The sequence below is a fragment of the Arthrobacter silvisoli genome (assembly GCF_003369445.1).
Lineage (GTDB): Bacteria > Actinomycetota > Actinomycetes > Actinomycetales > Micrococcaceae > Arthrobacter > Arthrobacter silvisoli.
This window is the reverse complement of the sequence record NZ_QRCU01000064.1, coordinates 1-18343: the sequence shown is the minus strand read 5'-3', so window position 1 is coordinate 18343 and position 18343 is coordinate 1. Positions and strand designations below refer to the sequence as shown.

Here is an 18343-nt window from a genome sequence, read left to right as displayed (position 1 = left end):
GAGTTCTCAAACAACAGACACACCCGGCACCACCCAAACCAAACATTCAGGATCGCTCCGGAGCAACTTTCCAAACTTACCCGCTGACTCGCATTCGGTCAAATCGGCGTTTCTGACTCGATGTTTCCGAGGAAAGCAAGTCATGCCCGCTGATCGCTCCTGCGGAGCAGCGCGGGTACTAACTCTACCACCAGTTCCCGGAAGGCGCAAAAGGAGGGTCCGGAGACCCTCCCTTCGCAAGCAAACACGCCGTAGGCTGCCGCGGGAATCCTCAGTCGGAACCCCTGCCGCAGCTCCTTAGGCCAGGGTGAACCAGGAAGCTCCCAGCGGCGGCAAGGTGACAGTCAGCGCGGCCGGCTGTCCCTCTGCCCCGGGCACCGAAGCCAGCAGTTCGCCGTCGTTGATTACACCCGAACCGCCGAACTCCTCGGCGTCGGTGTTGAGCACTTCCTGCCAGGCACCTTCGAACGGAACTCCGAGCACGTAGTCGTTGTGCGGTCCGCCGGAGAAGTTCACCGCGCAAACCAGAGGCTTACCTTCCTGGTCCCAGCGGATGAACGTCAGCACGTTCCGGTCGGCGTCGCCGCCGCTGATCCATTGGAAGCCGCCACTCTCGCTGTCGCGGGTATAGAGCGCCGGGGTCTGCGTGTACAGCTCGTTCAGCTTCTTGGTGAGAAGCTGCAATCCACGGTGGGCCGGGATGTCGGCCAGGAACCAGTCGAGACCATGCTGCTCTGACCACTCGGCTTCCTGCCCGAACTCGGTGCCCATGAAGATCAGCTGCTTGCCCGGGTGCGCCCACTGGTACGCGAGGAAGGCGCGCAGGTTCGCCAACTGCTTCCACCGGTCGCCCGGCATCTTGCGCAGCATCGACCCCTTGCCGTGAACCACTTCGTCATGGCTGATGGGCAGCAGGAAGTTCTCAGTGAAGGCGTAGACCAGGGAGAAGGTGACCGTTCCGTGGTGCCAACGCCGGTTCACCGGATCCTCGGAAATGTACTTGAGCGAGTCGTGCATCCAGCCCATGTTCCACTTCAGCCCGAAGCCCAGGCCGCCGGAGCTCGTGGGCGCGGTGACGCCGGGGAAGGCCGTCGATTCCTCGGCGATGGTCACCGCGCCGGGGTGGGTCTTGTACACCGTGGCGTTGACTTCCTGGAGGAAGGAAATGGCTTCCAGGTTCTCCCTGCCGCCATGGACGTTGGGGAACCACTGCCCCTCCTCACGCGAGTAGTCCCGGTAGAGCATCGAGGCCACAGCGTCCACGCGGAGGCCGTCGATGTGGAATTCCTCAAGCCAGTAGAGGGCGTTGGCAACCAGGAAATTCCGGACTTCGCGGCGGCCGAAGTCGAAGATCAGGGTTCCCCAATCCGGGTGTTCCCCCAGCCGCGGGTCGGAATGCTCGTAGAGGGCTTCGCCATCAAAGCGGGCCAGGGCCCATTCGTCCTTGGGGAAGTGCGCCGGAACCCAGTCAAGGATGACGCCGATGCCCGCCTGGTGCAGGGAATCGACCAGGAAACGGAACTCGTCGGGGTGGCCGAACCGGGAAGTCGGCGCGTAGTAGGAAGTGACCTGGTAGCCCCAGGAACCGCCGAAGGGGTGCTCCGCGACCGGCATGAACTCCACATGCGTAAAGCCCAGCCATTTGACGTACTCCACCAATTCCTTGGCGAGTTCCTTGTAGCCGAGGCCGAGCCGCCAGGAACCAAGGTGCACTTCGTAGACGCTCATCGGCGAGTTGTGCGGATCCTTATTGGCCCGTTCCGCCATCCAGGCATCGTCCTTGAAGCCGTACCGCGACTCCACCACGCGGGAGGCGGTGAGCGGCGGGACCTCGGTGCCGAAAGCAAGGGGGTCGGCCCGTTCCACCCAGTGGCCGGCCTTCGTGAGGATCTCGAATTTGTAGCACGCCCCTGCTACAACGCCGGGGACGAAGACTTCCCAGACCCCGGAGGAGCCCAGGGAACGCAGCGCGTGTTCACGGCCGTCCCAGGAATTGAAGTCGCCCTTGACGCGCACGGCCTGGGCATTCGGCGCCCAGACGGAGAAGCCGACACCGTCCACGTCGCCCAGCGAGGAGCGGTAGCGCTGGACGTGGGCGCCCAAGGCATCCCAAAGTCGTTCGTGCCGGCCTTCACCGATCAGGTGCAGGTCCACTTCGCCGAGGGTCGGGAGGTAGTGGTAGGGATCGTCGACGGTCACGGGGGCGCCGGCGTCGTAGACAACCTCAAGGCGATAATCCGGCACATGGCCGTGCTGCACGGGCTCCAGGACCGCAACCCACACGCCGTCGGCCTCGTGGCTCATCGCGGTCTTGCCGGCTTCGGTGACAACCGTGACCGACTCGGCCAGGTGCTTGACCGTGCGGATGGTGACGTGTCCATGGTCGTCCAGATGGGCTCCGAGGACGGAGTGCGGCGCATGGTGCGCTCCGGCGGCCACGCGGGCCAGGGTGTTGCCGTCAACGGGGAGCGGAACCCGTGGCCGTTCGATGCGTGCAGAGCCTGTCATTTCTTCACCTTCCGATGTAGCCCCGGCATCCGTGCCGGGGCTGGTACTGCCGAGGATTTGCCGCGAAGCGTTGACCGGGATGGGTAACCAGTCGGGCCTGTTGCGCAACTCGTAAACCACCTCGTACAAGGCTTTGTCCAGCCACAATGCCACAAACAGCGGCGAACCGCGGTCAATGGTTCCGGGCGTGACTTCGCTGTACCCGGACAGGAATGCATCGGCGCAATCGCTGACCCAGGGATCAGGTACGGAAGTTCCGGGATTTTCGCGGACTGCGGCCCCGGCTGCATAGTCGAAGGAGCGCAGCATACCCACCACATCGCGCAGCGGGACATCCGGAAGGGTACGCTCTTCGATGGGGCGCAGCGGTTCGCCCTCGAAGTCCAGGATCACCCACCGACCGGGCTCCCCGGGCGTGTGCGGTGCCAGGAGGATCTGGCCCAGGTGCAGGTCGCCGTGAATACGCTGCAGGGTGCCCGCCTTCTGGCCGGCAAGCCGGGAAAGCAGGGCCTCGAGCTGCTCCCCATAAGGCCCGACGGCGGTGCCCGCTTCCGCCCAGGAGTGCCGGATGCGGCTGGCCACCGCGGGAGCGACGACATGCCCGGGTTCCACCTCCGCCTCACTACCGAAGGCCTCGGAAAGCCTGGCGTGGACGGCCGCGGTGGCCCGCCCGAGCTCCCGCGCCTCTTCGGTGAAATCACGGCCGGCCGAGGCGGCCTCAACGGCAAGCCGCCAGGCGTCCTGGCTATCCTTCACGAATTCGTGCACGACGGCGAGTTCAGCGGAAACGTGCGCGGTTCCGGCGTCCGTGCCCGACGGCCAACTTCCCGTGACCCAGCCCCGGGTGGCCGGTACTTCGCTGCTGCCGGCCTTCGTCAGGGCGACGCCGACCTCGATTTCCGGGTTGGAGCCGGTGGACACCACCCGGTAGATCTTCACGATGGCAGGGGAAACGCCGTCGTCGATGATCACCGAAGTGTTGGACTGCTCTCCCCCGAGGACCTGCACCTTCGCCGGAAACGACGGCAGGCTTTGCGTGCCGGGCACGGAGTGGCCGCGGGCGGCCATGCCGCCCGGCCCGGACGTGCCGCCGTCGCCGATCAGCGCCAGCCAGCGCTCAATGAACTCCGGATCGTAGGCGGCGTCATAGACCCAGCGGGTTCTGCCGTCATCGTCCTGGACGACACCCAGGAATGCCCTTTCGAGGCCGGGCGCGGATTCCTGGCGGAAGCTCAACGGCACCTGGACCACATCGCCTTGGCGCGCGCCACCGGCACCCGTGTAGGCGACCGACAGCAGGACGATCTCGAAGTCCGCCGCGCCACCGGGACCGGCGAGCGGGAACGAGGCAGCTTCGTCCATGGCGAATCCGCCGCTCTTCACGGGAAACCAGCGCTGCCGCGGCAGCCACTCGCGCAACAGTCCGTCCAGGGGCTGCTTCGGCGCAGGGAAGTACATGTCAGCCTTCGATCGAGAGCACGGGGATGGCCTGGGTGTACGGGGCGGACCCCGTGGATCCGGGTGACCGTACCCGGAGCCAGAAGAAGTCATGGCTGCCCAGCGTCAGGGTGAGAGTGCCGTCGGTTCCGATTCCAGGGAAGGGCTGGCCGCCGAAGACGTCCCGCAACCCCCGGCCCGCGTAGTCCGGGATGTCCAGGGTGGCCGCCACCGGGTGCTGGGAAAGGTTGAAGACGCAGAGAAGGGACTCGGCGTCCTCCCCTTCCAGGTTCTCTTCGGGAAGTTCACGCAGGTACGCCAGAACCACCTCGTGGTCTGCCGGGACGTGGCGGAATCCGCCAAGCCCGAACGCCGGATGGTTCTTCCTGACGCTCAGGATCTGCCGGGTCCACCGCAGGAGCGAGCCCGAATGGGCAGCCTCGGCTTCCACGTTCGCCATCGAATAGTTGTATACGAGGGACTGGTTCACGGGGAGGTAGAGCTTCCCGGGATCGGCGTGGGAGAAGCCGGCGTTCCTGTCGGGGTTCCACTGCATGGGCGTGCGCACGGCGTCGCGGTCATCGAGCCAGATATTGTCGCCCATGCCGATTTCGTCGCCGTAGTACAGGAACGGGGAGCCCGGCAGTGAAAGCAGGAGAGCGTTGATGAGCTCGATTTCGGCACGCGAGTTGTCCAGCAGTGAAGCGAGCCGGCGCCGGATGCCGATGTTGGCCCGCATCCGGGGGTCCGGGGCGTACCAGCCGTACATCGCGGCCCGCTCGTCCGCAGTGACCATTTCGAGGGTGAGTTCATCGTGGTTGCGCAGGAACGTGCCCCACTGCGCGCCGGCGGGAATTTCCGGGGTGTCCCTCAGGGTCTCGATAATGGGCGCGGCTTTTTGGTCGCGGAGGGCGTAATACAGCCGCGGCATGATCGGAAAATGGAAGGCCATATGGCATTCCGGGTCTTCCTCCGTGCCGAAATAGTCCACGACGTCGTTGGGCAACTGGTTCGCCTCCGCGATGATCACGCGCCCGGGGTAGTTCTCGTCCACCATCTTCCGCAGGTCACGCAGGAACCCGTGGGTTGCGGGCAGGTTCTCGCAGTTGGTCCCTTCTTCTTCGAAAAGGTAGGGAATGGCGTCCGCACGGAATCCGTCGATACCTTGGTCGAGCCAGAAGCGGACGACGTCGTAAAGCGCCTCGATAACCTTGGGGTTTTCGAAATTCAGGTCCGGTTGGTGCGAGAAAAAACGGTGCCAGAAAAACTGCCGGCGGATCGGATCGAAGGTCCAGTTCGAATCCTCGGTGTCCACGAAGATAATGCGGGCGTCCTGGTACTTTTCGTCCGTATCGCTCCAGACATAGAAGTCGCCGTAGGGCCCGTCCGGGTCCTTCCGGGACTCCTGGAACCAGGGGTGCTGGTCCGAGGTGTGGTTCAACGGCAGGTCGATGATGACCCGCACGCCCCGGGCATGGGCCTCCGCGACGAGCCTCTTGAAATCGCTGATGGTGCCGAATTCGTCCAATACCGAGGTGTAGTCGGAGATGTCGTAGCCACCGTCGCGCAAGGGCGAGTGGAAGAACGGGGGAAGCCAGAGGCAATCGACGCCCAGCCACTGGAGGTAGTCGAGCTTGTCGATCAGCCCGTGGAAGTCCCCTGAGCCGTCACCATTGGCGTCCGCAAAGGCTCTGACCAGCACTTCATAAAAGACTGCCTTGCGGTACCAATGCGGGTCGTGTTGCAGACCTGGCGCATTCAGTTCGAAAGTGTTCTTCGGCGTGAAGTACGGGTTGGTGCCCTGCGGAGCGAAACTCAATTGGCCTACCTCCGGATACTCAGGATGTGTGCTGGTTCCACGTGTGCGTCGAGCCGGACGTAGTTGTATTCGCCCCACTCCCAGGTTTCACCGCTGATGAGGTCGTCCACCCGGAAGCGGCCGTTGGCGGTGAAGTTCTCCGGATCAAGCTCGAGTGCCGCGAGGTCCAGGGTGACGGTGCTTTCCCTCGCGCTGTGCGGATCGACGTTGACCACGATGATCAAGGTGTCCTTGCGGCCGTCCGGCAGCGTCTTGTGCTTCGAGAACACCACGGTGGCGTCATCGGTGCTGGTGTGCAGCGTGAGGTTCTGCAGGTCACCGAGTGCCGGGTGGGCCCTACGGATTTCGTTGAGCCGGGTGATGTACGGCGACAGCGTGTGGCCCGAGGCCGCAGCAGCGTCCCAGTCCCTGTTCTTGAATTCGTACTTTTCATTGTCGATGTACTCCTCGGCGCCGGGGCGGGCGACGTGCTCGTACAGTTCGAAACCGGCGTAGACACCCCAGAGCGGGCTGGCTGTGGCTGCAAGGACGGCACGGATCCGGAACGCCGCCGGCCCGCCGTACTGAAGGTACTCGGTGAGGATGTCCGGGGTGTTCACGAAGAAGTTGGGCCGGAAGTACGCCGGGGAAACGTGGCTGACCTCGTGGAAGTACTCCTCGAGTTCGGTCTTGGTGTTCCGCCACGTGAAGTAGGTGTAGGACTGCTGGAACCCTGCACGGCCCAGCGCGTGCATCATCGCAGGGCGGGTGAAGGCCTCGGCGAGGAAGACGACGTCGGGGTGCTTCTTGTTGACCTTCGCGATCAGCCATTCCCAGAACCACACCGGCTTGGTGTGCGGGTTGTCCACCCGGAAGACCTTCACGCCGTGGCTCACCCAGAGCAGCACGATCCGCAGGATTTCCTTCGACAGGCCCTCGGGGTCGTTGTCGAAGTTCAGCGGGTAGATGTCCTGGTATTTCTTGGGCGGGTTCTCCGCGTAGGCGATGCTGCCGTCCACACGGGTGGTGAACCATTCGGGGTGTTCCTGCACCCAGGGATGGTCCGGAGCGGCCTGAAGGGCGAGGTCCAGCGCAACTTCGAGGCCGAGCTCGTTCGCCCTCGCCACGAAGGCGTCAAAGTCCTCGAAGGTGCCCAGCTCGGGGTGGATGGCGTCGTGTCCACCGGCCGCAGAACCAATGGCCCAGGGCGAGCCGGGATCCTGCGGCCCTGGTGTGAGGGTGTTGTTGCGGCCCTTGCGGTGCTGGAAGCCGATCGGGTGGATGGGCGGCAGGTAGATGACATCGAAGCCCATGCCTGCGACGGCGTCCAGCCGCTTCGCGGCGGTGCGGAAAGTGCCCGAGGTCCAGGCGTTGTTCGCGGGATCGTACACCGCACCTTCGGAGCGCGGGAAGAATTCGTACCAGGCTCCGCGTCCCGCGAGGTCGCGCTCGACCAGGAGCGGGAACTTCTCGGACTCGGTCACCAGCTCCCGGATCGGAAGACGTTCGACGACGGCGGCAACCTCATCGCTGAAACCGGCGCCAAGGCGTTCCTCGACGGAGCGCGACGTGTCCGCGAGGCCTTCGGAAGCCGCACGGAGGGTGCGCTTGTCCGCGGCGCTGCGGCCGGCGTCGTCGGCAGCTCCGGAAAGCAGGGCGGCACCTTCGGCGAGCATCAGCTCAACATCGATGCCCGCGGCCACCTTCACTTCGGCGTTGTGGTGCCAGGTGCCGTAACGGTCATGCCAGGCCTCGATCAGGAAGCTCCAGTTACCGGGGGCACCCGGGGTGATCCGGCCCTCCCAGCGGTCGGTTCCCTTGCCGCGGTTTCCTGACGGCGGCGCCATACGAACGCGCTGGCGTTCCTTGCCCTTGGGATCCAGCAGCACTGCGGTGACGCCCAGTTGGTCATGGCCTTCACGGAACACTGTGGCACCGACCACGATGTCCTCCCCGGGCAGCGCCTTCGCAGGGAACCTGCCTTCTTCGATCACGGGCTGGACAGCAGTGATCGGGAACCTGCCGAACCGGAGTCCGGCGGTGATACCTGCCTTGGTTTTCGCCTTGGCGGGAGCCTTGCCAACTGCACTGGATCGCGGTGTTGCGGTAGTAGTCACAAGCTTGACGTTAGCGAGAAAAATCACGTTTCGCTAAGGTCCGGTACATATTCTTTGAGGACAGCTGTCATTTACCTAAAAGAAACCTGAAGCTGTTCCTGCAACCCAGTCGGTCGGTTAGTGTGACGCTCGTGAAGGCAATTCGAAGGTTTACCGTCCGCACCGTACTCCCTGAACCGATCCGGCCTTTGGCCCGTCTGGCGAACAATCTCCGCTGGTCCTGGCACCGCCCCACGCGCGAGCTTTTTGCCAGCCTGGATCCGGCGCTGTGGGAAGAAAGCAAACATGATCCCGTCCTGCTCCTTGGCTCGATCAGCCGCGATCAGCTTGACCGGCTGGCTTCGGACGAAGGGCTCGTTGAACGGGTGCATAGTGCGGTAGCGGATCTGGACCGCTACCTCAGCGAACCACGCTGGTACCAGGGCCTGGGCGAGGACGCACCCGCCTGCATCGCCTACTTCTCTCCGGAATTCGGAATCACCGAGGTCCTGCCGCAGTATTCGGGCGGCCTTGGCATCCTGGCCGGCGACCACCTCAAGGCGGCTTCGGACCTGGGTGTCCCGCTGATCGGCGTCGGACTCCTTTACCAGGCCGGCTACTTCAAGCAGTCCCTGTCCAAGGACGCGTGGCAGCAGGAGACCTACCCGGTACTGGACCCCGACGGACTCCCCCTGACCTTGCTGCGCGAGCCTTCCAAGGACGGCAGCGGCAAGCCGGTGATCATCACTTTGCCGCTGCCCAACGGACGCAAGCTGAGCGCGCAGGTCTGGCGGGCCGACGTCGGCCGCGTTCCGCTGCTGCTGCTGGACTCGAATGTCTCCGGCAACGACGATGCCGCGCGCGGCATCACCGACAGGCTCTACGGCGGCGGTGGAGACCACCGGCTCCAGCAGGAACTATTGCTCGGCATGGGCGGCGTGAAGGCCCTTCGTGCCTACCAGCGGCTCACCGGAACCCCTGCTCCCGAGGTCTTCCACACCAACGAAGGCCACGCCGGCTTCCTCGGGATCGAACGCATCCAGGAACTCATGTCCGCTGAATCCCCACTCAACTGGGATGAGGCACTCGCCGCCGGCCGGGCGTCCACCGTGTTCACCACGCACACCCCGGTCCCGGCGGGCATCGACCGCTTTGAGGCCGTGCAGATCCGCCACTTCTTCGAAGCGGGCCTGGCACCGGCGGTCCCGGTGGACAGGGTGCTGGAGCTGGGGCGCGAGAACTACGACGGCGGCAACCCGGCTGTGTTCAACATGGCGGTGATGGGCCTGCGGCTCGCCCAGCGTGCCAACGGGGTGGCCAAGCTGCACGGTGTGGTGTCCCGGGAAATGTTCTCCGGGCTCTGGCCGGGCTTCGACCACTCAGAGGTACCCATCACCTCCGTCACCAACGGTGTCCATGTTCCGTCCTGGGTGGACCCGAGGATCTCCGAACTGGCCGGAACCCACTTCGGCGCGGATGCCAACGGCCCAGGACGCTGGGACCTGGCTTACAACGTCAGCGACGAAGAGGTCTGGGCGCTCCGCCGCGAGCTGCGGGCGTCCTTGGTCGACGATGTGCGCAAGCGCTTGCGTGCGTCATGGAAGAAGCGCGGGGCGGCCGATGCCGAACTCGGCTGGACGGACACCGTGCTGGACCCGGACATCCTCACCATCGGTTTCGCACGCCGCGTGCCCACTTACAAGCGCCTGACCCTCATGCTGCGCGACCCCGCGCGGCTGAAGGCGCTGCTGCTGGACAAGAAGCATCCGATCCAGCTGGTCATCGCCGGCAAGTCGCACCCCGCGGATGATGCCGGCAAGAAGATGATCCAGGACCTGGTCCGTTTCACCGACGACCCTCAGGTGCGGCACCGGATCGTCTTCCTGCCCAACTACGACATCGCCATGGCCCGCACCCTGTTCCCGGGCTGCGACGTCTGGCTGAACAACCCACTCCGCCCGTTGGAAGCCTGCGGCACCTCGGGCATGAAGGCGGCGATCAACGGTTCCCTCAACCTGTCCGTCCTGGACGGTTGGTGGGACGAGATGTACGACGGCGAGAACGGCTGGGCGATCCCCACCGCCAACAACGGTGCATCGGCCGAAGAACGGGACGACATCGAAGCGGCGGCCCTGTATGAGCTGCTGGAAACCCAGGTCGCCCCGCGCTTCTACGGTTCGGTGGTCGCCCAGGGCGCTGGCGCGGCAGGACCTTCGGAGTCCGTTGCGCAGGCCGTTCCCACGCACTGGGTCTCGATGATCAAGCACACGCTGGCAAAGCTGGGTCCGGCAGTGTCCGCGGAGCGGATGCTGCAGGACTACGTGAACCGGCTCTACTGCCCGGCCGCGGTGTCGGGCCGGCGTGCCGCCGCGGATTCCTTCAAGGAGGCCAAGGACCTGGCGGCGTGGATTACCCGGGTCCGCAGTGCCTGGCCGCAACTGGTAGTGGAGCACGTCGACTCCGTCGGAGTTTCGGAAGAGCCGCGGATTGGCGACTCGCTGCAGGTGAACGCCTACATCGCACTCCGCTCCCTGACCCCGGACGATGTCAGCGTCGAAATCGCTTACGGCCGCGCCGAGGAAAGCGATGAGCTCGACGACGTGACAGTGGCCGAGCTGACCACGTTCGAGGAACTCGGCCATGGGCGCTACCTGTTCTCCGGCTCCGTGCTGATCAACCGTTCGGGATCGTTCGGCTACACGATTCGGGTCCTGCCGAAGCACCCTGCCCTGGCATCCAAGGCAGAGCTGGGCCTGATCGCCAACGCCTGATACACGACGGAAGAGGTGCCGGACTACCCGGTCCGGCACCTCCTCCGTTTAAGCCCTCTGTTCCGTTAAGACCATTGGGACAGCGTCGGAAGCCGCTACTGCTGGAAGACAGCGAGGATGGCCAAGTCCCGGCCGGAGTACGCCTCCGCGTCCTGCAGGATCTCGCAGACGACGCCGAAGGAGCGGTCCGTGCGGTACGCGGCCGGGACCTGCCACACCAGGGTGACCGGCGCCTGTCCGTCTTCGGAGAGGACGTCCGCGAAGTCGTGGAGGGAGTCGTTCAGGGCATCCAGGTTCACGCCGTAATACTCCGGAAAGTCCAGGACCTGCCCGAAAACCTCCAGGACGGCCTGCTTGCTGGCGGCCGGCGGCACCAGCACTGTGCGGCGGCCGGCATCGGCGATCTGCTCCTGGAGCTCCTCAAGGGTCCAGGTGTCCGCGGAATAGATCTTGATGGCGTCCTACTTCCCTTCGACGATGAATGCGAACGACGCGTAATGCTCTGCAGCGTAGAACTTGCAGCCGTCCTCGGGCGGTTTCCGCCCATGGACCTTTTTCGGGGCCGGGTCAGGCACGATAAATGTTGATGGTGTTGCCTTGGATGATGTCCTTCTCACCAGCGGCAACCAGCGCCCCGCGCCTGCGGTCGTTCAGTTCGGACGTGGTCAGGCGCAGCTCGAAGCGGGTGGTTCCGCGGCCGGCGGCCGGGCCCAGCTTGGGGAGCACGATCTTGGTGTCGTCCTTGTTGCCGTTCATCACAATCAGGCCGCTGAAACGGCCGTCCTCGGATCCGAGCAACAACTGGACCAAGCGTAGGGACGGATCATTCCACCGGGCGTCGGTCACCCGCTCGCCTTTTTCATCGAACCATTCGATGCCGGCGGCCTTTTCGGGGAACTCCTCCGGCTGGGCCGCGAGGAATTCCTTGCGGATCCGGATGACGCGTTTGGTGCTGCGGAACATCTCGTGCGATTCCGGAGTCTGGGTCCAATCGATCCAGGTCAGGTTGTTGTCCTGGCAGTAAGCATTGTTGTTGCCGTGCTGGGTCCTGCCGAGTTCGTCGCCGGCGGTGATCATGGGCACGCCCAAGGACACCATCAAGGTGGTCATCAGGTTCCGGCGCGAGCGGGCCCGCTCTGCCACAATGGCTTCGTTTTCAGTGCGGCCTTCGAAGCCGTGGTTATAGCTGCGGTTGTCGCTGTGGCCGTCCCGGTTCTGTTCCCCGTTGGCTTCGTTGTGCTTGCGGTCGTAAGAGACGAGGTCGGCCAGGGTGAAGCCGTCGTGGGCGGTGATGAAGTTCAGCGAAGCCAGACGGGACCGGCCGGAGTGGGCGAAAACGCTGACCGAACCGCTCAACGCATCGGCCATGGCCCCGATGTTGCCGATGGGGTGCCCGGCCTCGGCTGCCGCGCGGTCGGAAAGCCAGAATCGCCGTACCTCGTCGCGGAAGTGGTCGTTCCAGTCCACCCAGCCCTTGGGGAAGCCGCCGGTCTGCCAGCCGCCCCAGCCGAGGTCCCATGGCTCGGAAATCAGCTTCACAGAGGACAGCACGGGATCCGCCTCGATGCGCTTGAGGAAAGGGTGATTGGGGTCGAATTCGTTGCGGGCGTTGCGGCACAGGCTGACGGCGAGATCGAAGCGGAAGCCGTCGATGTGGAATTCATCCACCCAGTACCGCAGGGAATCAATGGCGAGGTCCACTACGCGCGGGTGGCTGAAGTCCAGGGTGTTCCCGCAGCCGGTGGTGTCCAGGTAGCGGCCGTGCGCGTCGTGGCGGTAATACTGGTTTTCGCCGAGGCCGCGGAAGCTGATGACGTCTCCGTCGGGTCCGGCCTCGGCGGTGTGGTTGTAGACGACGTCGAGGATCACCTCGAGTCCCGCGTCGTGCAGGAGCTTGACCATGCCCTTGAACTCGTCCTGGACTGCGTGCGGTCCCGCTTCCTGCGCGGCCCGTGTGGCGTAGTCCGGGTGCGGTGCGAAGAAGGCGGCCGTGTTGTAGCCCCAGTAGTTGGTCAGGCCAAGGTATTGGAGGTGCTGCTCGTCCATGTGGAAATGCACCGGGAGCAGCTGGATCGCGGTGACGCCGAGGGCTTGGAAGTGCTCGATCATGGCGGGGTGGGCCATGCCGGCGTAGGTGCCGCGCAGGTGTTCGGGGATGTCCGGGTGCAGCATGCTCTGGCCGCGGACATGGGCCTCGTAAATGATGGTGTCGCGCCACGGGGTGCGTACCGGCCGGTCGTTGCCCCAGTCGAAGGCAGGATCCATGTGCACGTTGCAGAGGAACTCGCCGTGCTGGTGGACCGCCCGGCCGTAAGGATCGAGCAGGAGCTGCGGGGCGCCGTCGACATCGAAGTCATCGGTCGGAAGGGCAACCGGGAGGGCTTCAACCCCTTCCCGGGCGGCGCGGAAGCCGTAACGCGTACCGGGCGGCATGCCGTCGACAATCCCGAAATGCACACCATCCGCCTTGTTCGGAAGGGTACGGACGCGCCACGAACCGCCCGGTTCCTTGAAGGCGATTTCAACGTGTTCGAGGCCCGGAGCCCACACCGCGACGTTGACGTGGTCCGGCACGGACAGGTCGGAACCGGAAGCTCCGGGCCGCGGAACACTTACACCGAGGGGCGTCGGACACGCTGCATCCACGGTGGCTGCGGTTTCAAAAATCGGCATAACCATCGCCTCAAAGCTTAGCCCTCGGCGGGTAAAGGCGTATCAAATCCCCGTTCTATTGCGGATTCCGCCCGGCCCGGCCTGCCCCGGCATACTGGACATGTCCGCTCTGGTCTTTCCCGCCCGTGGAGGTGCACATGCGCATTGCGCTCGCTCAGATCATCACCGGCCGCGACCTTGCGGCCAACCTGCAACAGCTTGAAGACTACGCCCGGCAGGCCAAGGACGGCGGCGCCGGACTGGTGGTCTTCCCGGAGGCAACGATGCGGGCCTTCGGGAACTCGCTGAGCGACATCGCCGAAGACGTCGACGGGCCCTGGGCAGCACGTGTCCGCAGGATCGCCGCAGACCTCGGGATCGTCATCGTTGCCGGGATGTTCACCCCGGGGCGTGCCGCGGACGGCAGCAGCAACGGCAAGGTCCGCAACACCCTCCTGGCCACCGGCCCAGGTGTGGAGGCCAGCTATGACAAGATCCACCTCTTCGACGCGTTCGGTTTCGCCGAATCGGACACCGTGGATCCCGGGACCGCACCGGTGACGTTCGACGCCGGCGGCCTCACCTTCGGCCTGGCCACCTGCTACGACATCCGTTTCCCGGCCCTGTTCACCGCCAACGCGGCACGCGGCGCCCTCGTGAACATCGTGTCCGCTTCCTGGGGCGCCGGCCCGGGCAAGGTGGACCAATGGCAGCTGCTGGCCCGCGCCCGCGCGGTGGACACCACCACCTTCGTCCTGGCCTGCGGGCAGGGCGACCCGGCCACGCAGGGAGTCGAGCCGAAGGGAGCGGCCCCCACCGGCGTCGGGCATTCGATGGTGGTCTCTCCGTTCGGCGAGGTCCTGTCATCCCTCGAAGGCGCCCCGGGCCTCCTCTTCGCAGACCTGGACCCAGCTGTAGTAGAGGAAGCCAGGAAGAAGCTCCCGGTCCTGGCCAACCGCCGCGATTTCTAACAACAAAAACAGCAAACGCTCCCTGCCCGAAGGCAAAGGGAGCGTTTGCTGTCAGCGCGCAAAGGTGCCCCTGGATGCGGTGCGGCTGGCATCCGGAAGCGTGCGTCAAAGCGACGAAGGAGCAGCACGCGGAGGAGGTCAGTCGTGCCGCTCCCAAGCCGGGTACGAAGCGGTGCGCGGACTTACTTAGCCGCCCGCTGCCGGGAGACTTCGTACAGGGAGATGCCCACCGCCATGGAGGCGTTCAGCGATTCCATCGCGGAGTCGATCGGGATCGAGACGATCTGGTCGCAGTTCTCCCGGACGAGGCGGCTGAGGCCCTTGCCTTCGGAACCGACCACGATGCAGACCGGCTCCGTGGCCAAGGTGAGGTCCGGCAGGGAGACGTCGCCGCCGCCGTCGAGCCCCAGCACGTAGATGCCAATCTCCTTGAACTGGTTCAGGGTGTTGTTCAGGTTCGACGCGCGGGCCACCGGGACGCGGACCGCGGCACCGGCGCTGGTCTTCCAGGCGGAAGCCGTGACGCCGACGGAGCGGCGTTCGGGGACGATCACGCCGTGTCCGCTGAACGCGGACACCGAGCGGATGATGGCACCGAGGTTACGGGGGTCAGTGATGCCGTCGAGCGCGACGAAGAGCGGGGCGTTGGCGATGTGCCCCTTCTTCCACTTGGCGATGGTTTCTTCGGCAAGGTCGTAGGCGTCTTCGTACTCGTACGGCGGAATCTGCAGGACGAGGCCCTGGTGCACGGCGTCGTCGGTCATCCGGTCAAGTTCGGGCTTGCCGGTTTCCAGCAGCGGGATGCCTCGCTCGGCGGCGATCTTGAGCGATTCGCGGACGCGTTCGTCCATGTCGATGCGGATGGCCACGTGCAGGGCCTTCGCGGGGATGCCGGCACGCAGGGCCTCCACCACGGAGTTGCGGCCGGTCACGACTTCTTCGGTGGCGCGGCCCTTGGGGCCGGAGCGGGCACCCTGGCCCGGACGTGCGGTGGCGCGCTTGGCCGCGGAACGCTCGGCGAGCTGCTTGTTCTTGTAGGCCTTGTGGTAGACGCGGTCCTCGGCCTTGGGCGTGGGGCCCTTGCCTTCCAAGGCCTTCCGACCGTGGCCGCCGGTTCCGACGGAGGGGCCTTTCTTCTTCTTGACCGCCCGGCGACCGTTGTTGGCCATGGTTGTTTCCACCCTTGTTTGAATTGATGAGTCTGCAGACAAGTCTACTGAACCCCTGCAATTCGGCTGCAGGGGGCGGGATTCGGACGCGGGTCAGTCGCGCTTGAGGCTCCAGCTGGCGCCGTCGGCGCCGTCTTCGACGACGATCCCGGCCGCCGCGAGGGTGTCCCGGATGGCGTCCGAGGCGGCCCAGTCCTTGTTGGCTCGCGCCTGCGCGCGTGCTTGCAGCTGGGCTTCCACGAGCACCTTGAGTGCCTCGTTGGCGGCCTCATCCTGCGCCGGGGCGGCCGCGTCGCTGATGCCCAGGACGCGGAGCATGTCCGTGACGGACACCAGGGCTTGGCGTGCGGCGTCGAGTTCGCCGGCCGTAAGGGCGGCGTTGCCGGCGCGCACGGTGTCGTGGAGTACGGCCAAGGCCTGGGGCACGTTGAGGTCGTCGTCCATCGCGGCTTCGAAGGCTTCCGGTACCCGGCCGTGGCCGGCGAAGTACGGGGTGCCGTCGGCGGAGGCCAGCGCGCGGGCGGCGCGGCTGATGAACCCGTCAATGCGTTCGACGGCGGCAGCGGCCTCCTGCAGCGACGTCGGCCGGTAGTCCAGCACCGAGCGGTAGTGCGCCTGGCCAAGGTAGTAGCGGACAACCCGGGGCGATGCGAGGTCGAGCATCTCGGCCGGGCTGATGGTGTTGCCGACCGACTTGGACATCTTTTCGCCCTCGTAGGTGACCATGCCGTTGTGCATCCAGAAGTTCGCGAAACCGTCCCCTGCCGCCTGGGATTGGGCCATCTCGTTTTCGTGGTGCGGGAAGCGCAGGTCCAGGCCGCCGCCGTGAATGTCAAAGCGGTCGCCGAGGTATTTGGTGACCATGGCGGAGCATTCCAGGTGCCAGCCGGGACGTCCGGCGCCCCAAGGCGAGGCCCAGCTGGCGGTGTCCGGGTCCCCGTCCTTGTGGCCCTTCCACAGGGCGAAGTCCCGGGGGTCCTTCTTGCCGCGGGGGTCGGCGTCCGGGGCTGCCTGCATGTCGTCGATGTTCTGCCGGGTCAGGGAGCCGTACCGGCTCCAGGAACGGACGTCGAAGTACACGTCGCCAGAGTCGTCCAGGGCGGGGTAGGCGTGGCCGCGGTCGATGAGCCGCTGGACCAGGGCGTGCATTTCCGGGATGTGGCCGGTGGCGCGCGGTTCATAGGTGGGCCGCTGCACACCGAGGATCTCGTAAGCCTTCTCGAATTCCTGCTCGTAACGGTAGGCAAGTGCCCACCATTCTTCGGCATACTTGGCGCTCGTCTCCTCGGACCATTCGTCAGTGAACGACTGGGCGGACTTCGCGAGGATTTTGTCGTCAATGTCGGTGACGTTGCGGACCACGGTAACGCGCAGGCCACGGTATTCGAGCCAGCGGGTCAGCTGGTCGAAGGCGATCGCCGAGCGCACGTGCCCGACGTGCGGCATACCCTGCACGGTGGCACCGCAGTAGTAGACGCTGGCCTTTCCGGCTTCGAGGGGGACGAAGTCGCGGACTTCGGCGGAGGCAGTGTCGTAAAAGCGCAGGGTCACCGCACCAGATTATCCGATAGGCCCGTCTTCCGAGGGGCTCCCGGCCACCGGGTAGACGAGCGCAGTGGCGACGGCGGAAATCCCCTCTCCGCGCCCGGTGAAGCCGAGTCCGTCGCTGGTGGTTGCCGTGACGCTGACCGGCGCACCGGCCGCGGCACTAAGCACATGCTGCGACTCTTCGCGCCGCGGACCGAACTTGGGACGGTTGGCGACGAACTGCACCGCGATGTTGCCGATCTCGAAGCCGGCCGCGCGCACGATGCGTGCGGCCTCAGCCAGGAGTGTGGCGCCGGAGGCCCCGGCGTACTCTGGCCGGGACGTGCCGAAATGGGTCCCGAGGTCACCGATTCCGCAGGCTGAGAAGAGCGCATCCGCCGCTGCATGGGCGACGCAGTCGCCATCGGAATGGCCGGACAGTCCGCGTTCGCCTTCCCAGAAGAGGCCGCCCAGCCAGAGGGGCTGCGGATCGTCCTCGGCGGCATAGGCGTGCACATCCACCCCGATGCCGGTGCGGGGCAGGATCACTGGCGTTCCGGGGTTCATCAGCCCTCCACCCAGCGCATGCCAAGCGGGCCTTCGAGCAGGCCCTCGGCGATGATCAGGTCAAGCGGGGTGGTGATCTTGAGCGACTGGCTGGCTCCCTGCACTACGTGCACCGGGGTGCCTTGGAGTTCCACGAGCATGGCGTCGTCGGTGACGGCGGCGGAGCGGGCGGCATCGAAGGATTCAGCCGCTGCGTGCGCCTGGAGCAGGGTTTCGAGATCGAAGCCCTGGGGCGTTTGGACGGCGCGGAGCTGTTCGCGGGGCGCGGTTCCGGTGACCAGTTCAGGCGCGATCGCGGCGTCCTTGCCTTCAGTTTCGACGACGGTCTTTACCGTGTCCACCACCGGCGTGGCCGGGATGACGGCTTTCGCGCCGGCGGCCAGGGCCTCGGACACCCGGTGGAAGACCCGCTCCGGGGCGAGGGCGCGGGCCGCGTCGTGGACCAGCACCCAGCGGGTCCCCTCCATGACGGCGCCCAGCGCCGCCCGCACGGACTCCGAACGGGTGGAACCGCCGTCGACGACGCTCAGCAGGGGGCCGTCGGTACCGTTCTCCGCTGCGAATGCCTCACACAGTGCCCGCAGTTCGCCGTCCCCTGCCGGAACCGCCACGCAGATCTGCCGGGCAACGCCGGCGGCAGCAACGCCGCGCAGGGCGTGGGTGAGGATCGCTTCCCCGCCAAGGGGCACCTTCGCCTTGGGCATGCCGTACCCCAGCCGCTGGCCTGAGCCTGCGGCCACGACGACGACGGCGGTTGCCCCGTGTTGGGATGCTGTAATCATGGGCCCAAGCCTACGTGAGAGGGCATAAAGAAACCCCGGCGGCACCGTAGGTGCCGCCGGGGTTC

At 65.7% G+C, this 18343-nt stretch carries 11 protein-coding genes; 2 read left to right on the top strand and 9 right to left on the bottom strand.

Features of this window, described 5'->3' with window-relative positions; all coding sequences use genetic code 11:
- Positions 1-297 precede the first annotated feature (297 nt).
- The 3 genes from glgB to DWV11_RS15060 are packed head-to-tail and all read right to left on the bottom strand — an operon-like array spanning position 298 to position 7860.
- A complete protein-coding gene (gene glgB / locus DWV11_RS15070; protein ID WP_115789739.1) occupies positions 298-3966 on the bottom strand; it encodes a 1,4-alpha-glucan branching protein GlgB in 3669 nt (1222 codons plus the stop codon).
- A 1-nt stretch (position 3967) separates the two neighbouring features.
- A complete protein-coding gene (gene treS / locus DWV11_RS15065; protein ID WP_115789738.1) occupies positions 3968-5764 on the bottom strand; it encodes a maltose alpha-D-glucosyltransferase in 1797 nt (598 codons plus the stop codon).
- 5 nt (positions 5765-5769) lie between these two features.
- Positions 5770-7860, bottom strand: coding sequence for an alpha-1,4-glucan--maltose-1-phosphate maltosyltransferase (locus tag DWV11_RS15060; protein WP_425452068.1), 2091 nt, complete (start codon positions 7858-7860; stop codon positions 5770-5772).
- Between the two features lie 131 nt (positions 7861-7991).
- Here DWV11_RS15060 and glgP point away from each other — a divergent pair, with 131 nt between their 5' ends.
- The gene (gene glgP / locus DWV11_RS15055) at positions 7992-10610 is read left to right on the top strand and encodes an alpha-glucan family phosphorylase (RefSeq protein ID WP_210725766.1); all 2619 of its coding nucleotides are present in this window, start codon (positions 7992-7994) and stop codon (positions 10608-10610) included.
- A 95-nt stretch (positions 10611-10705) separates the two neighbouring features.
- Here the strand turns inward: glgP and DWV11_RS15050 are convergent, their stop codons facing one another.
- Together DWV11_RS15050 and glgX are read right to left on the bottom strand one after the other, a co-directional pair.
- Positions 10706-11065 carry a barstar family protein gene (locus DWV11_RS15050; protein WP_115789735.1) on the bottom strand — a complete coding sequence of 120 codons (360 nt, stop codon included), beginning with the start codon at positions 11063-11065 and terminating at the stop codon, positions 10706-10708.
- Positions 11066-11177: 112 nt separating this feature from the next.
- Positions 11178-13289 carry a glycogen debranching protein GlgX gene (gene glgX / locus DWV11_RS15045; RefSeq protein ID WP_115789734.1) on the bottom strand — a complete coding sequence of 704 codons (2112 nt, stop codon included), beginning with the start codon at positions 13287-13289 and terminating at the stop codon, positions 11178-11180.
- 131 nt (positions 13290-13420) lie between these two features.
- Between glgX and DWV11_RS15040 the strand changes: the two genes are divergently transcribed.
- Positions 13421-14233, top strand: coding sequence for a carbon-nitrogen hydrolase family protein (locus DWV11_RS15040; RefSeq protein ID WP_115789733.1), 813 nt, complete (start codon positions 13421-13423; stop codon positions 14231-14233).
- Between the two features lie 182 nt (positions 14234-14415).
- Here the strand turns inward: DWV11_RS15040 and rlmB are convergent, their stop codons facing one another.
- The 4 genes from rlmB to ispD form a co-directional block, all read right to left on the bottom strand.
- Positions 14416-15402: a 23S rRNA (guanosine(2251)-2'-O)-methyltransferase RlmB gene (gene rlmB / locus DWV11_RS15035; protein ID WP_115789732.1), complete on the bottom strand. Its 987-nt coding sequence runs from the start codon at positions 15400-15402 to the stop codon at positions 14416-14418.
- 93 nt (positions 15403-15495) lie between these two features.
- Positions 15496-16953 (bottom strand): cysteine--tRNA ligase, encoded by a 1458-nt coding sequence (gene cysS / locus DWV11_RS15030; protein ID WP_115789731.1) that lies wholly within the window; start codon positions 16951-16953, stop codon positions 15496-15498.
- Between the two features lie 9 nt (positions 16954-16962).
- A complete protein-coding gene (ispF, locus tag DWV11_RS15025; protein WP_115789730.1) occupies positions 16963-17496 on the bottom strand; it encodes a 2-C-methyl-D-erythritol 2,4-cyclodiphosphate synthase in 534 nt (177 codons plus the stop codon).
- Positions 17496-18278: a 2-C-methyl-D-erythritol 4-phosphate cytidylyltransferase gene (gene ispD / locus DWV11_RS15020; RefSeq protein ID WP_115789729.1), complete on the bottom strand. Its 783-nt coding sequence runs from the start codon at positions 18276-18278 to the stop codon at positions 17496-17498. Before ispD ends, ispF begins: the two co-directional genes overlap by 1 nt.
- Positions 18279-18343 lie beyond the last annotated feature (65 nt).

Bases quoted from the DNA above. Each gene is read 5' to 3' on its own strand.
- glgB (WP_115789739.1), bottom strand. From the start codon at position 3,966: ATGTACTTCCCTGCGCCGAAGCAGCCCCTGGACGGACTGTTGCGCGAG.
- glgX (WP_115789734.1), bottom strand. From the start codon at position 13,289: ATGGTTATGCCGATTTTTGAAACCGCAGCCACCGTGGATGCAGCGTGT.
- DWV11_RS15040 (WP_115789733.1), top strand. From the start codon at position 13,421: ATGCGCATTGCGCTCGCTCAGATCATCACCGGCCGCGACCTTGCGGCC.
- rlmB (WP_115789732.1), bottom strand. From the start codon at position 15,402: ATGGCCAACAACGGTCGCCGGGCGGTCAAGAAGAAGAAAGGCCCCTCC.
- ispF (WP_115789730.1), bottom strand. From the start codon at position 17,496: ATGAACCCCGGAACGCCAGTGATCCTGCCCCGCACCGGCATCGGGGTG.
- ispD (WP_115789729.1), bottom strand. From the start codon at position 18,278: ATGATTACAGCATCCCAACACGGGGCAACCGCCGTCGTCGTCGTGGCC.